Annotated in this window: 15 protein-coding genes; 1 reads left to right on the plus strand and 14 read right to left on the minus strand. The window is 41.8% G+C overall.

From position 1 onward, the window contains the following. Position 1: 1 nt before the first annotated feature. The 13 genes from HYS07_05380 to HYS07_05440 all read right to left on the minus strand — a co-directional run bounded on the left by HYS07_05380 (position 2) and on the right by HYS07_05440 (position 12598). Positions 2-1366 (minus strand): phosphoglucosamine mutase, encoded by a 1365-nt coding sequence (locus tag HYS07_05380; GenBank protein ID MBI1870612.1) that lies wholly within the window; start codon positions 1364-1366, stop codon positions 2-4. A 118-nt stretch (positions 1367-1484) separates the two neighbouring features. Next, entirely contained in the window at positions 1485-2432 is a 948-nt protein-coding gene (locus tag HYS07_05385; protein MBI1870613.1) for a hypothetical protein, read from the minus strand. Beyond that, the gene (locus HYS07_05390; protein MBI1870614.1) at positions 2429-3226 is read right to left on the minus strand and encodes a TIGR00159 family protein; all 798 of its coding nucleotides are present in this window, start codon (positions 3224-3226) and stop codon (positions 2429-2431) included. The genes HYS07_05385 and HYS07_05390 overlap by 4 nt, the downstream gene beginning before the upstream one ends. Positions 3227-3409: 183 nt before the next feature. After that, a complete protein-coding gene (gene folP, locus HYS07_05395; GenBank protein ID MBI1870615.1) occupies positions 3410-4291 on the minus strand; it encodes a dihydropteroate synthase in 882 nt (293 codons plus the stop codon). A gap of 6 nt (positions 4292-4297) precedes the next feature. Then, the gene (locus HYS07_05400) at positions 4298-6196 is read right to left on the minus strand and encodes an ATP-dependent metallopeptidase FtsH/Yme1/Tma family protein (GenBank protein ID MBI1870616.1); all 1899 of its coding nucleotides are present in this window, start codon (positions 6194-6196) and stop codon (positions 4298-4300) included. Positions 6197-6311: 115 nt separating this feature from the next. Beyond that, positions 6312-6908, minus strand: coding sequence for a recombination protein RecR (recR, locus tag HYS07_05405; protein ID MBI1870617.1), 597 nt, complete (start codon positions 6906-6908; stop codon positions 6312-6314). Between the two features lie 136 nt (positions 6909-7044). After that, positions 7045-8715, minus strand: a complete 1671-nt coding sequence (gene dnaX, locus HYS07_05410) for a DNA polymerase III subunit gamma/tau (GenBank protein MBI1870618.1) — start codon at positions 8713-8715, stop codon at positions 7045-7047. A gap of 72 nt (positions 8716-8787) precedes the next feature. Continuing rightward, positions 8788-9213 carry a PIN domain-containing protein gene (locus HYS07_05415; protein ID MBI1870619.1) on the minus strand — a complete coding sequence of 142 codons (426 nt, stop codon included), beginning with the start codon at positions 9211-9213 and terminating at the stop codon, positions 8788-8790. A 24-nt stretch (positions 9214-9237) separates the two neighbouring features. After that, positions 9238-9441, minus strand: coding sequence for a type II toxin-antitoxin system VapB family antitoxin (locus tag HYS07_05420; GenBank protein ID MBI1870620.1), 204 nt, complete (start codon positions 9439-9441; stop codon positions 9238-9240). A gap of 118 nt (positions 9442-9559) precedes the next feature. Beyond that, positions 9560-10726: a DUF3179 domain-containing protein gene (locus HYS07_05425; GenBank protein MBI1870621.1), complete on the minus strand. Its 1167-nt coding sequence runs from the start codon at positions 10724-10726 to the stop codon at positions 9560-9562. Between the two features lie 98 nt (positions 10727-10824). Next, entirely contained in the window at positions 10825-11010 is a 186-nt protein-coding gene (locus tag HYS07_05430) for a hypothetical protein (GenBank protein MBI1870622.1), read from the minus strand. Positions 11011-11035: 25 nt separating this feature from the next. Continuing rightward, the gene (gene msrA / locus HYS07_05435; protein ID MBI1870623.1) at positions 11036-11536 is read right to left on the minus strand and encodes a peptide-methionine (S)-S-oxide reductase MsrA; all 501 of its coding nucleotides are present in this window, start codon (positions 11534-11536) and stop codon (positions 11036-11038) included. Positions 11537-11623: 87 nt separating this feature from the next. Continuing rightward, a complete protein-coding gene (locus tag HYS07_05440; protein ID MBI1870624.1) occupies positions 11624-12598 on the minus strand; it encodes a class I SAM-dependent rRNA methyltransferase in 975 nt (324 codons plus the stop codon). Between the two features lie 307 nt (positions 12599-12905). Here HYS07_05440 and HYS07_05445 point away from each other — a divergent pair, with 307 nt between their 5' ends. Continuing rightward, on the plus strand, positions 12906-14099 hold the full coding sequence (locus HYS07_05445) for an ATP-binding protein (GenBank protein ID MBI1870625.1): 1194 nt from the start codon (positions 12906-12908) through the stop codon (positions 14097-14099). 14 nt (positions 14100-14113) lie between these two features. On the opposite strand, the gene HYS07_05450 is transcribed toward HYS07_05445, so the two are convergent. Next, the gene (locus HYS07_05450) at positions 14114-14650 is read right to left on the minus strand and encodes a DUF1697 domain-containing protein (GenBank protein MBI1870626.1); all 537 of its coding nucleotides are present in this window, start codon (positions 14648-14650) and stop codon (positions 14114-14116) included. Positions 14651-14667: the final 17 nt, after the last annotated feature.

Here is a 14667-nt window from a genome sequence, read left to right on the forward strand (position 1 = left end):
TTTATTTCTCTCCCAATTCTTTCTCAATCGCTTCAGCAATATTCTCTGCCAGTTTCTGAATCTGGTCCTGATTCTCTCCCTCGATCATGACACGCGCAATCGGCTCAGTTCCAGAATAGCGTACTAAAGTTCTCCCTTCCAGACCCAGCGCTTGATTTGCCTGATGGATCGCCTTTTTCACAGACACAATTTCTTCTAGATTCTTCTTTTCTCGAACGCGAATGTTCAGCAAAACTTGTGGGAATCTTTGAAAACACGATCTTAATTCCGAAAGGAATTTTCCAGATTCAACCAACACCCTCAGAATTTGTAGGGCACTGATCAATCCATCCCCTGTCGTCGTAAAATCTCTAAAAATCATATGGCCTGATTGTTCGCCCCCAAAAAGAGCGTCTCGCTTCAACATTTCTTCAATCACAAAGCGATCTCCAACTTTCGTACGAAGAATCTCTCCTCCTAAAGAATGAATAAATTGATCCAAACCAAAATTACTCATCACCGTGGTCACGAGAAGTTTCTTTCGATAGCCATTTAAAAAAAGATCGCGGGCACAAATGGCCATCATGTCATCCCCATCCACAAGACTCCCTTTTTCATCGGAAAAGATCACACGGTCCGCATCTCCATCGAGTGAAATCCCAACATGAGCATGGTGTTCCATCACTTTTTGTCTCATCCCTTCTGGAAAAAGAGACCCACATTTTTTGTTGATATTGGTTCCATTGGGTTCATTCCCATAAACAAAAACCTGAGCACCTAATTCTTTCAAAACAAGGGGAGCAGCCTTGTAAGCAGCTCCATGGGCACAATCTAAAACGATTTTGAGTCCATCCAATGTCATTCCCTTCGGAAAAGAATTTTTAACGAACTCGACATAACGCCCCAAGGCATCGTCAATCCGGTACGCCTTGCCAACATCATGAGCGGTTGGACGAATGTGCGTAATCGTTCCTCTTGAAACCAATTGCTCCATTTGTTCTTCTAATCGAGCTGGAAGTTTAAGCCCTTCTCTTGAGAAAAATTTAATGCCATTGTCTTCAAAACCATTATGACTGGCTGAAATGACAATCCCCGCATCGGCCCGAAGGCTTCGCGTCATAAAAGCAACCCCTGGAGTGGGCAAAGGACCTAAGAGAAGAACATCGACTCCCATAGAGCAAATACCCGCTGCCAAGGCACTCTCAAACATATATCCCGAGAGGCGGGTGTCTTTACCAATGACAATGCTATGGCGCCGGTGGTTTTTGCGAAAGATATAGGCCGCCGCTCTCCCCAGTTGAAGCGCAACCTCTACCGTCATCGGATCCGTGTTGGCCACTCCTCGAATTCCATCGGTGCCAAAGAGTTTTGTTGTTTCTTCTAGCATCATCATATCCTCCTCCTTAAAGATAGTTCAAAGTTCAAAGTTTAAAGTTCAAAGAAAATCAAAAAAACACAGCCTCTTTAAGTCCTTAAACTTTGAACTTTGAACCTTAAACTTTTTTTTAAGCCGTCGCTTCCAACTCACCCAAAATCTCAACCTCGATCGACTGAGGCTGAATCCCAACAATATTCAGTCCCTTCACAGGAATCACATTGACCGGCAATTGATATTTTCCTGGTTTTAAATCTGTAACATCTACAAATGCTTTTAAATCGGAATCGGAAAGCTTCCCCATCAATTCTGATCCTCCTTCAAGGCTTACTTCTATTTGAGGGTTGAGAATGTGAGTAGCCAAATGATCTTTAAGCCCATACAAAAGTGCCACTGGAACATGATTGAATTTTTTACGAGACATCTCTTGGTCAATTTTGACATAAATATCCACTGGCTGAACATCACTTCGCCTATCCTCACTGTTTAAAATGGGTTTCAGAGAAATGGTTTGGGCAAAAGATCGTGACCTCCCTGTCAACAGAATCGGTTGAGTTTCAATTTCCGAGAGGCTTTCCAGTCTCGCCTTAGGTCCTTCGACTCTTACAATTGCGGGACTGACTACAAAATCTTTTAGATAAAAACCTTTTTCAGGTTTGCCAATAAAATTCGCTTTAACTTTAAGCTCTTTCTCGACCAAGCGATCTAAAGTGATACTCAACTGATTTGGAAAAATTTCCAGAATTTGAGTGTGACCAGGAATCGTGAAGTCCTCGTCTGAAAGCGTAAATTGAACCACTCCTGGGGTTTTAATTCCCTTGAGATCATGCATCACTTGAATGGAATCCTCCATTGTATCTCGCATCACATCTTGAGGACCCGCCAAAACCATTCGAATCCTCTGAATCCCTCGCTTGACAACCACCATCGAGGGAGCAACTTCTAAATGATACGAAATATCGTGAAAAACTCGCTTGGTCGTAATTTCCCCCTGCACCATCACCCAAACGATGATAGATAAAATGATCGACCAAATCTTAATCGCAAAATCGCGAATGATCCAATCACGAAATTTCATTTAGATTTCCTTATCGTAAACCACTTCCTTTTCTTTCCTTCTCGAATGAGCCTAGCTCTCAAGACTTCTTTTAATCGGTCCTGGTCTAAATTTCCACTGAATTTTCCATCCATGGCAACCGTTATTTTTCCAGTCTCTTCCGAAACAACAATAACGACTGCATCTGTTTCTTCTGTGAGTCCCAGGGCAGCTCGATGACGGGTTCCCATTGATTTTTCAATATTAGGCTGCTGCGTCAAAGGGAATAAGCAGGCCGCCGCCGCGACATGATCTCCCTCAATAATAACCCCTCCGTCATGCAAAGGGGTTTTCGGATGAAAAAGGGTCATCAAGAGCTCCGTTGAAACCACTGCGTCCACTTTGACTCCACTTTCAATATAATTTTTTAATCCCACTTCATCTTCAATGGCAATAAGGGCTCCAATGCGCCTCTTAGAAAGAATATGGCCGGCCTCTACAATTTTATCTAAAACCCCTTCACTACGCCCTAAACTGGGCAAAAATGGATTTCCTCCTAAGCTGGCCAAAACACGTCTTAATTCGGGTTGAAAGAGAATAATCAGCGCAATAACAGCTACGGGGAAAACTTTGGTCAAAAGCCAATTCACCGTTTCCAGGCGAAGGCGTTGAGCCAAAAAGAAAATCACAATTAAAATAATCAGTCCCTTTAAAACTTGAACGGCACGTGTTCCTCGGATGTATCTAAAAAGATAATAAAAAAAAACCGCCATCACCCCAATTTCAAGAACCGGTCTCCAAAGAGAGGGGAAGGAAGGTAAAAAGGCTAGACTCATATAAGGATAAAGATATTTCATGATTGTAACCTATGGTCCAGGAGCCACTCAAAAGGGATAAAAATCCAAAGTCCAAAAATCAAAATGCAAAATGACAATCTAAAACTCAAAATTTTTCTACGCAAAACAATCGGTAACATTTTAAATTTTGATCTGTCATTTTTATTTTTGATATTTGGATTTTCACTGCTGTTCAATAGCCTCCAACATCTTCAAGAGTTCTACTGTCTCCTTCACATCATGAACCCGAATGACAGAAGCCCCATGATAAAAAGCGGCCGCCACACAGGCCAGGCTTCCGATTTTTCTCTCATCTGGTTTTTGATTGAGCACATGCCCAATAAAAGACTTTCGAGAAGGTCCAATGAATAAGGGACGCCCACTCTTTCGAAAGTAGTATAAATTTTTCAGAATTTCCAGATTCTGTTCCGTTTTTTTTCCAAAACCAATTCCAGGGTCTATCAAAATCTGCTCTCGAGCGATCCCTGCCCTCTCGGCAAGGCCTATTCTTTCTTCAAAATATTTTAGAATTTCTTCCCGCAAAGATTCATAATGGGTATCATCCTGCATGGTGAGGGGGGTGCCTCGAATATGCATAAGAACAAGACCTGCCCCAAACCTCGAGACCACAGAAGCCATGTCAAGATCGAGAGTCAGTCCTCCAATATCGTTGACAATTTTTGATCCTCTTTCCAGAGCGGCTTGAGCCACAGAGGCTCGATAAGTATCTACAGAAATGGGAACATGAACTCGCGGGCTCAAATATTCAATCACAGGAAGAATACGGTTTTTCTCTTCCTCCTCAGAAATGGGGCTTGAGCCAGGCCGAGTTGAAAGTCCTCCCACATCAATAAAATCAGCCCCTTCCTTTGCCAATTGGAGCCCGTGCTGAATGGCTTGATCAAACCTAATAAAACGTCCGCCATCATAAAAAGAATCCGGCGTTACATTGAGAATACCCATGACAAGAGGACGTGAAAGGAGAGGAAGAACTTGGCCTTTGATTCTCCAAATCGAATTTTCATTCAAAGATTCGATGGGGATCCTCTCGCTATTTGAACGCATACGTATCTATATAACCGCCGTACCGTTTTCCTGAGTTTTTTCCTGAATCGGGTCCGATCTTTTCCTTAAAATTTTGTCATAAGGATTAATGGTGGGATCCACTTGTGGAACAACCTTCCCTGAAACAATTGCCTCAATTTCTTTACCTTCCATCACTTCTCTTTTTAGCAAGGTCTCAGCAATACCGATCAATTTATCTCTATTTTCTTCAACGAGTTTCTTTGCCCTTTGATAACATTCGTCAATGATTTTCCGAACTTCTTGATCAATATTAAGTGCGGTTGCTTCCGAATAATCAACGGATCGAGAAATCTCACGTCCTAAGAAAATATGCTCTTCCCTTTCTCCAAAGGTCATGGGCCCTAATTTTTCACTCATTCCCCATTCACAGACCATTTTGCGAGCCATCTGAGTCGCATTTTTAAGATCACTGCAAGCTCCCGAAGTCACTTCACCAAAAGTTAGTTCCTCGGCAACGCGGCCGCCCATCATTCCTGTAATTTGGCCTAATAATTCCTTCTTTGCCTGAGTATAGCGATCGGTCTGAGGAAGCTGCATCGTTGCACCCAGATAAGCCAGTCCTCTAGGAATAATTGTGACCTTATGCAAAGGCTCTGTCTCCGGCAAAAGTTGAAGAACCAGGGCATGACCTGATTCATGGTAAGCCGTAATCCGTCGGTCTTCAGCTGAAATAATACGGCTCTTTCGTTCCCTTCCCCACCTCACTTTATCCCGAGCTTCCTCTAACTCCCCAAGATCAATTGATTTTTTGCCGCTCCGTGCAGCCAAAAGAGCCGCTTCATTCACAAGATTGGCTAAATCAGCGCCTGAAAAACCTGGAGTTCCGCGGGCAATCATAGAGAGATCGACATCTTTTGTTAAAATGACCTTTTGCGTATGGACCTTTAAAATACCCAGTCGTCCTTGAAGATCCGGTAAATCGACCACGACTTGCCGATCAAAACGGCCAGGCCTTAAAAGAGCTGGATCCAACACATCCGGCCGGTTCGTCGCAGCCATAATAATCACACCCTCTTGAGTATTAAAACCATCCATCTCGACTAAAAGGGCATTGAGGGTCTGCTCCCGTTCATCATGCCCTCCCCCAATCCCAGCGCCTCGGTGCCGACCCACCGCATCAATTTCATCAATAAAAATAATGCACGGGGCATGTCTTTTCCCTTGCTCAAATAAATCACGGACCCGTGAAGCTCCGACTCCCACAAACATTTCAACAAAATCAGAACCGCTGATGGTAAAAAAGGGAACATCGGCTTCACCCGCCACAGACTTTGCCAAAAGGGTCTTACCAGACCCGGGAGGTCCAATTAAAAGAACTCCCTTTGGAATCCTTCCTCCTAACCTCTGAAATTTTTTCGGATCTTTTAAAAATTCAATAATCTCCTGAAGCTCATCCTTCGCTTCATCCACACCCGCCACATCTTTAAAAGTAACCTTATCTCTTTCTTTCGTCAGAAGTCTTGCCCGTGATTTTCCAAAACTAAGCGCTCCTGTTCCTACACCCTTCACCTGCCTGTAAACAAAAAACCATAAAAAACCGATAAAAAGAAGCATGGGAGCTAAAGAAAAGATGAGATTGGTCAAAACATTATTCTCAGGATGAACCTGAAAATCCCTTACATTTTTTCTTAAGACACTAATCAGATCTGGATCTTGCTGTGGAATATTAAGAACAAATCTTTGTCCATCTTTATATTCCCCGTGAATCACATCGGCCATCATCTCCACTTTTTGAACGGAACCTGCCTTAACTGCCTCGTAGAACTGGGTATACGAAGGGTGGCTAATCCCTTTACGAGCAATATTATTAATTTGAAACAAATACAAGAGTCCAATTCCCACCAATAACCAAATCACCGCGGGTTTCACAGGTCGTTTTTGCATAAAGTTACTAGGCAAACCTTTCTTTTTCTTAAGTCTTTTAAAGCAACCACTCCGATTCCTTCTTTTTAACACACAATCAACTTCCAATGCAACTATTTACGATCTATTTTGAGGTTTATAAACTTCTTCTCGCTTCCAATGCCTTTGCCAAAGTTAACTCATCCGCATAATCCAGCCCCATTCCAACCGGAATCCCATAGGCAATTCGGGTCAGCTTCACTTCCTCTTCCCCCAATAATTTTGACAAGTAAAGAGCCGTCGCTTCCCCTTCCACATCCATTCCAGTGGCAAGAATCACTTCCCGAGGTCTTATTTTTTTAATTCTCTCAACTAAGTGAGCAACCTTCAAATCTTCAGGTCCCACCCCATCTAAAGGAGAAATTTTACCCATGAGAACATGATAAAGTCCTCTAAACCCGCATCTTTCTAAAACAAAAGCATCTTTAGCCTCTTCAATCACACAGATAAGACCCTGATCTCGCTGGGAATCCTGGCAAACTTGACATGGGTCCTCCTCTGTAAAAAGATAACACACCGAACAGAAATGAATTTTCCCTCTGGCATTCTGAACGGATTTGGAAAATAACCGCGTACGATCTGGAGGTGACTTCATCAGAAAAAGAGCCATCCGCTCAGCCGTCTTTGTGCCAATCCCCGGAAACATTTTAAAGGCTTCTATCAAATCTTGAAAAGAATCGAGTTTGTAGATCATCACTGTCACCTGTTTCGGGTCGCCGGTCACCGGTCGACAATTTTAAAGTCCACAGTCAACGGTCAATGGTCGACAGTTCTAAAGGAATCATTTATTTTCTATGGAATGTGTGGTCCGTGGACTATGGACTACATTTTCATCTTTTAATTTCCGTAATCTTTCCTTCGAACATTTGTAATGCCTTTTGAAGCACCGGATCATCCTGGATAGAGGCGGCGAGAACGCTTTTAACTTCCTCTTTTTGCGAAATAGACTTCCCTTCTAGTTCTTTAGAAGTGGAAAGAACAAACTCGATCGAAACTTGAGGTCCCCCTATCTTTTTAACTTCATCTTGAATAACAACTCGCTGTTCTTTTTGCAAAGCCTCTAAAGAGAATTTCTTGTCTTGAGGAAAAACAACTTGTAAGGTGTTCCCTTTTTTACGCAACGATGTTTCTTTTAAATAGGCATGAATTAAAGGTTGCTTTTGAGCAAAATTTTCTAACACTTTTTGCCACTGATTAAAATTTAATTTCTCGACTTCGTCCTCACTTTTTTCTGGCTCCTTCTCTAAAGACTCAAAGAGTTCTTCCTCCTCTGAGGTTTCTTCAAGCTGGGGATCTGGGAGGATGTTTTTTTTTACCTCGCTTGAGACCGCTGACTCCCTTGTAACTCCAGAAACCCTTTTAGAATGTCTCAGAGCTTCGATCTTTATTATGAGCTGATCTAGCGTTTGAGAATGACCAATTAAATACAGCTGAACACTGAGGGCTTCAAGCATGGACCTCTTAGACACCGACTGTTTTAAACGATTTTCGACTTCTAAAGTTTCATCCAGCATTTGTAAAAGCTGATCCTTCAAAAAAATTTGAGACTGAATTTTTGCCTTTTCAAACTCCTCGGGGAAAAGCTCGATCAAGTCCTTCCCCTTTGAAGCCAGCTGAATCACAAGAAGGTCTCGGAAGTGAGCGGACAATTCGCCAATGAAAAACGCTAAATCTTTTCCTTCCCCATCCATTTTTTTAATCAAAGAAAATAAACTCTCCCAATCTCCATCCTTAACCTCGTCTACAAAATCTATCACCTCTTCACGAGGGATCCATCCGAAAATTTGAATGGCTTCCTCATACCGAAGCTTTCCTCCTGAAAATGAAATGAGTTGATCCAGTAAACTCTCAGCATCTCGAAGACTTCCATCCGCTTCTTTTGCAACCCGAAAGAGGGTTTTTTCATCTGCCTCGACCTTTTCTGATATAACAATTTTCTTCAAGTGCTCAAAAATATCTCCTGTCGCAATTTTTCTCAAATCAAAACGCTGACATCGAGAAAGAATCGTCGAAGGAACCCGATGGGATTCCGTAGTCGCAAAGAAAAATTTAATGTGGCTGGGAGGCTCTTCCAGAGTTTTTAAAAGGGCATTAAAAGCCTCCGTTGTTAACATATGAACTTCATCAATGATATAAATTTTAAAACGTGAGCTGGATGGAGCAAACTTCACATTTTCACGCAACTCTCGAACCTGATCAATCCCCCGATTAGAAGCCCCATCAATTTCTAAAACATCTAGACTTGTTCCAGAAGCAATTTCTTCACAATGGGAACACTGGTTACAGGGAGTGGAAGTCGGGCCTTGAATGCAGTTAAGGGCCTTGGCAAAAATTCGGGCTATGCTGGTCTTTCCAATACCGCGACTCCCGCTGAAAAGGTAGGCATGAGCTACCCGATTCATCGTAATCGCATTTTCTAATGTTGTCACAACATGGGCTTGCCCCACCACATCTTTAAATTTCTGAGGCCGCCACTTTCTGGCCAAGACTAAATAACTCACAAGTTTATCCTCCGCTTTTCCAAAATCAAATCAGGGGTTAACTCTAACCGATTGAGAGGGGATCAATCAAGGTCATTCCTTTGTGCGATTTTGATTCACGTTTAATTCCATCAACTGAATAGGAAAAACATTTCGAATTCTCTTGAAATCGTGATCCCTCGTGAAGATCACCTTGTGATAGGTTTGTGCCATTACAGCAATCATTAGATCAGGAATACCTACACCCTGAATACCTTTCCGATGAAGATTGAATTGAAGATGCATCATGTTTTCCCATAAGCCTTGAGGCTCTTCAAGCAAAGGCAAGGCATCAAAATAACTTTTTAAATCTTCAAATTGCTGAAGCGTTTTAGCTCCTCCAACAATTTCTACTTTGATCAGATCAACTGTACAGACTCTGTTTTCTTCCAAAAGCCGGTCCAAAGCTTCTCCTTCGGGAGAAGACTTCTTCCGGAAAAAATCAATCCATACAGAGGAATCTACCAGCACATCACTCATCCCTTGCCTTTGCGAAAAATAATTCTAAGCAGCTGTACGATCTCTTCTTAATTGTCTTAAATCAATTCTCAAATCAAGGCGACCTCGCAAGGCGCGAAGCTTCTCAATTTTTTTCATCTGAATCAATTTTTGAAGAGAAAGAATGACTGCACTGGTTTTAGATCGTGTTCCACAAAGCAACTTTGCCTCTTCTAAAAGATCCCTTGGAATGTCCATGGTGGTACGCATTTTCTTCCTCCGGCACTTGTTGAATGAATACATCATTTATATACAATATAATGCATCAAATTTATGCATTAATCAATCCTTTTTAAATTCACCTTTTTAAATTCAAAATCCCTGACACTCAACGTCCCCGGTAAACAGTTGTCTCCGGATGAAACTCGCTCCATCCCAACCACCATTGGCGGTCTATATTTAATGGAGTTAAAACCTGATTTGTCCCTGAAAGAGGTCTCCCCCAATCATCCCAAATCATTTTCCGATCCAAACTTGAAATCTGATCTGATTCATAAATAAAGTCAAAAACAGAACCTTCGCCTAATCTTCTGGAAAAGGCCCGAACCCCATCAGCCTTTTCGTCATAAAGAACCATCACAGGAAAAGATCCCACATGGTCATGAACAATTCTTTTCTCTCTGAGCGTTTTCAGGCAATAGGCCTTGTGAAAACCTTCTATTGAAAGCCCCGCCACCTCCTCATGCATATCAAGCGCTTGATTTTTCTGGCTCAGCCCTGGACTGATCGTATGGGGAGTCATATGCTCAAGAATCCAGATCATCCAGCTTTTTGGAATTCTTCCATCAAAGGGACGATCCGGCGGGTCTACTGCCAAAAAAGTCTTCGGGTTGTTTTTTTTCCAAACACTCCACTTCATCTGTTCCCCACCCAAAAACTCTAATTGCGTCCCCTTCAAAAGCCCATAAACTGCCTCCCCGGTCGCCTGCTGCCAAAGTGTTTTTGTTTCGTGATCCCTCATGATGAGATTTCGGCGCCAAACCCCTTCGACTTCGAAATGAAGAATTTTCCCGTTCACAAGATTTGAATAAATCATGGGACTTCGACAGGCCCCACAATAGGAAACCAGAATGGGCAATCCTCCTAAAGTGTCATGCACCAAGTGACGCGGCAAAACCATTTCACGAAGAGGCCAGGCACAAGCCTCTTTATTCCACTCCAGGCCAATAACGATATCTTCAGGTTTTATTGGAGCTTCTGACGAAAGGACATGTAAGGATTGATCCAAAACCACAAAAATCTTCGAGAAAACAAAGAAAAGTCCAAGACTCCACCAGACAAATACGAGTACAAGAGCGCTGCCCGTCGCCCAACTCGGAAAAAGCAAAAAAACCGTCAATGTAATGATTAAATCAAGCCCCAACGTCACCCATCGCAACAAATGATAATGGGCAATCGGAAAAAGCCCCAACCTTGGGAAAAACGTACTCCAATAAGGGGCATGCACCCCTAAAAACCCAAAAATAAAACTCAAAACAACCAAAGATGTTATCATTATTCTTCAGCCTTTAACGGTGATATTTTATTTCTCATTTGAGCATGCTAAATTAAATTTTTCGAGAAACGTGTATCCCCTGAGATCACCACCGATTTTCATGCATAATCGACCCGAAAACCAAAAGCCAGATCCACTTCTATCAGAGTATTAAGTCCAAATCGATGAACCGTTGGAACAGGACTCCCCGTACCTATTTGAAATTTGAGGACCAAAAGAAGGGCAAAACTGGTAAGAAGAACGACCCATGAAAGAACAATAAAAAATTTTCTTTTCTGAATCATGAAGATTGATTTCCAAGGATAAAAATCAAAAATGGCAGACCTTGCCCAGGCCATGCTTTTTCAAATACTGTTGATGATACTCTTTTGCCCGATAAAAAGTGGAAGCAGATGTAATTTCAGTCACAATCGGCTCTTTAAATTTTCCTGATTTTTCAAGATCGGCCTTTGACTTTTGGGCAATCACTCTTTGTTCTGGCGTATGATAAAAAATGGCGGAACGATATTGGGTGCCATGATCAGGCCCTTGTTGATTCATCGTAGTTGGATTATGGTTATCCCAAAATATTTTGAGAATCTCTTCATAAGAAATTTGAGAAGGATCATAAATCAGTTGCACCACCTCAGCATGTCCTGTCTTATTCGTACATACATCTTCATACGTTGGATTCTTTAGCGTCCCGCCCATATATCCTACCGCTGTAGACTTCACGCCTTTGACATCACTAAGAATCGCCTCGACTCCCCAAAAACATCCCGCTCCAAACGTGGCCGTTCGTAAATCTTTATTCTGATTTGTATCTGACATGGTCTTCTCTCCCCTCCATAAAATCAAAACGACTAAAAATAAAATAAGCCCTGAAAATATCCGATGATGATTCATTTTTTAATTATATCATTTAAAATGGACTAAAAGCGCTGCCAAATAACTCTCTTTCACCAAACCACTTCCTTGGAAATCGCGATCTTGACCCAGGGGAGAGATTTTTTTAATCAATCGCTTTTCTAAAAAAGCCTGTTTTCTAACTTCTTTTTCTAATTGATCCGTAGAAAAACCACTAAAATTGGTTGAAACAAACAAGTAACCCTCCGGGTTTAAAATTTGAATAGCACAATGAATCAACCCTCCTAAATCCTTCTTCACAGAAAAAATTTTACCTTCATCTCTTGAAAAAGAAGGGGGATCAAGAATAATGACATCAAACTTGTTTTCCTTTTTGACCGCACGCAAAAGATACTGAACCGCATTCGCTCTCACGAATTCATTTTTTGAAAAGGATAAATCATTTAATTGATAATTCTTTTTCCCCCACTCCAAAATTTTCGGGCGAACATCTACATTCACCACATCCAAGGAGCCCCAAGACTTGCAGTAAACACCAAAAGAACAGGTATAAGAAAAGGTGTTGAGTACTGATTTTCCCTGCGAAAGGGTCCCAATCATTTTACGATTTTTTCGCATGTCAAGGAAAAGACCTGTATTAAAATGATCCTTAAGGTCAACCCAGAATTTTAGACCATTCTCTGTCACAACCGTTTGAGAAGTGGCTCCAACAAAATCGAGATTTTCATAGGTAGAACCTGTCTTTTCAGATGAGGCTTCTTTAAAAATTAAATATTGAGGATTAAAACGACGTAATAAAAAATATCGAATCGCGTCAAGCTGAGGATTCCAGACAGGATCAAACACCTTGACAACAAAATGTCGGTCATATTGATCGATGGTAAGCCCTGTGAGTTCATCACCTTTCCCATTCACCAAACGCACGGCATTGGTTATTTGAAAAAGACTTGTCCTTTTTTCAAATGATCGCTCGAGCAAATTGAGAATTTTTGAACGAGAAAAATGAGGGTCAGGAACAGGTGTCAAAATATCGCTCCAAAATCAGAATTTCTAAATTTTTTTGAAAGAGAATGTTTATTCAATAACAATCACTGCTTTCTCCAACATTCTAGCTAGTGTACTCCCTTCAACTTTACACACCAAGCGATTTTCTTAACTGATATGACAAGACCCATAACCTGATAAAAGCTCGGGTTTACTTGGTCCTTGAAAGGGTGTCGGCTCATTTCCTTGATTAAACCATTGACCCTGAAAATCCATCATAGTAGTATTATAGATACCACTCTAAAAAACTTCGAACTATTTTAGAGAGGGATCTAAAATGGAGATGGCCATGATCGCCCGTCGTTTACAGCCAATCATTGTAAAAGACCTTAAAAAGAAGATGGTCTTCATTGCGGGCCCCCGACAATGTGGTAAGACCACCCTTGCCAAGAGCGTGGCAAAAGAAACCCTTTGGGAAAACACCTATTACAATTGGGACATTGATGAACACCGTCGAAAACTCCTCAAGAATGAATTGAATGCCTCTTCCCGTCTGTGGCTTTTGGATGAAATTCATAAATTTCGAAGATGGAAGAATTGGCTGAAGGGGCTCTTTGACGAATATCATCCCAAGCACGCAATGCTCGTCACAGGAAGCGCCATGCTGGATGCCTACAGTCGAGGGGGAGATTCCCTCCAAGGACGTTACTACTTTCATCATCTGCATCCATTTACATTGGCAGAATTACTGCATCCCAAAACACCTCCCGCACTTGAGGAGATGTTTGCCTTCCAGAATCCGGTCCCAAAATCAGCCGAAGAGGTATTAAAGAATCTATTGATTTTGGGAGGGTTTCCCGAACCTTTTTCTTCTGGTTCAGAGAAAGAAGCGGCTCGGTGGCGTCTCTCATACGGGACACAAATCATTCGACAAGAAATCCGCTCTCTGGAAGGGGTTCAAGATCTTGACAAAATGGAACTCTTGTTTGATCGTCTACCCGCCGTGATTGGTTCTGTCCTGTCCATCAATAGTTTGAGAGAAGATCTTGAAGTTGCCTTTGAGACCGTTCGAAACTGGCTCAAGATTTTCGAGCGCATGTACGCTGTTTTCAGAATACCTCCCTTTGGCCCTCCCAGAATCAAGGCTGTCAAAAAAGAACAAAAATTGTATTTTTGGGATTGGGCAAGGGCTGAGTTTGAAAGTCAAAAACTGGAGAATCTCGTCGCTTCTCACCTCTTGCGCTTCGTTCACTGGCGCGAGGATGTGGAAGGTGAAAAATGGGAATTACGTTTCTTTAGAGATGTTGTCGGACACGAAGTAGATTTTATTCTCTTACGCAAAGGGAAACCCTGGTGCGCCATCGAGGTCAAAACTCAAGAACGGCCTTTAGACCCCAACTTAAAATATCTCTTGGAACGCACCCAAATCCCTTATGCCTTTCAAATCAGCCTCAAGGGAAATTCCGATTGGGAACCTCCCAAAATCAATGGCACCGCTGTTCGAATCATGCCTGCAGCCAAATTCCTAGCGAACTTGGTTTAGCTTATCTTCCTCGTTTAGGCATCCGATAGCATTTTAACGATCATGGTCCAATTCCGCGTCGTCGCTGAAACTCCCATCTCTTTTTCAATCCACTGATTGGGGAAACCAAATCTTCCACTTCCAAAAGCTAATCCTAAACTGAACACCGTTTGATTTTCAATTTCTAAAACCTCAATGTCCTTTTTGGGAGAAAGAAATGGAAGTTTCGATTTGCTTTTTGGCTCACAAGATAAGAAAGTAACATACCTCTTCGCCAAAACATCTTCTCTAATTTTTCGAAAAGGATTCTTATTAATCATATCTTCCAGTTCTTCCATTGTCCGTAAGAAAACACTGACTTCACCCCCTGCCAAAGAACAAAGCTCCTTTTCAATACGTTGCGTTAGAAGAGCGTTGTTCTTCTTTGAAGATTCAAAAACTACATTTCCACTTTGAATGTGAGTCGTTATGTTTTTGAAACCCAATGATGCAAACATCTGGCTCAAGTCTTCCATTTTAATAGACTTATGGCCACCCACATTAATGCCCCGTAGAAATGCTGCATATTTCATCACTTTTATAACCCTCA

Source organism: Chlamydiota bacterium, from assembly GCA_016178055.1.
Taxonomy (GTDB): domain Bacteria; phylum Auribacterota; class JACPWU01; order JACPWU01; family JACPWU01; genus JACOUC01.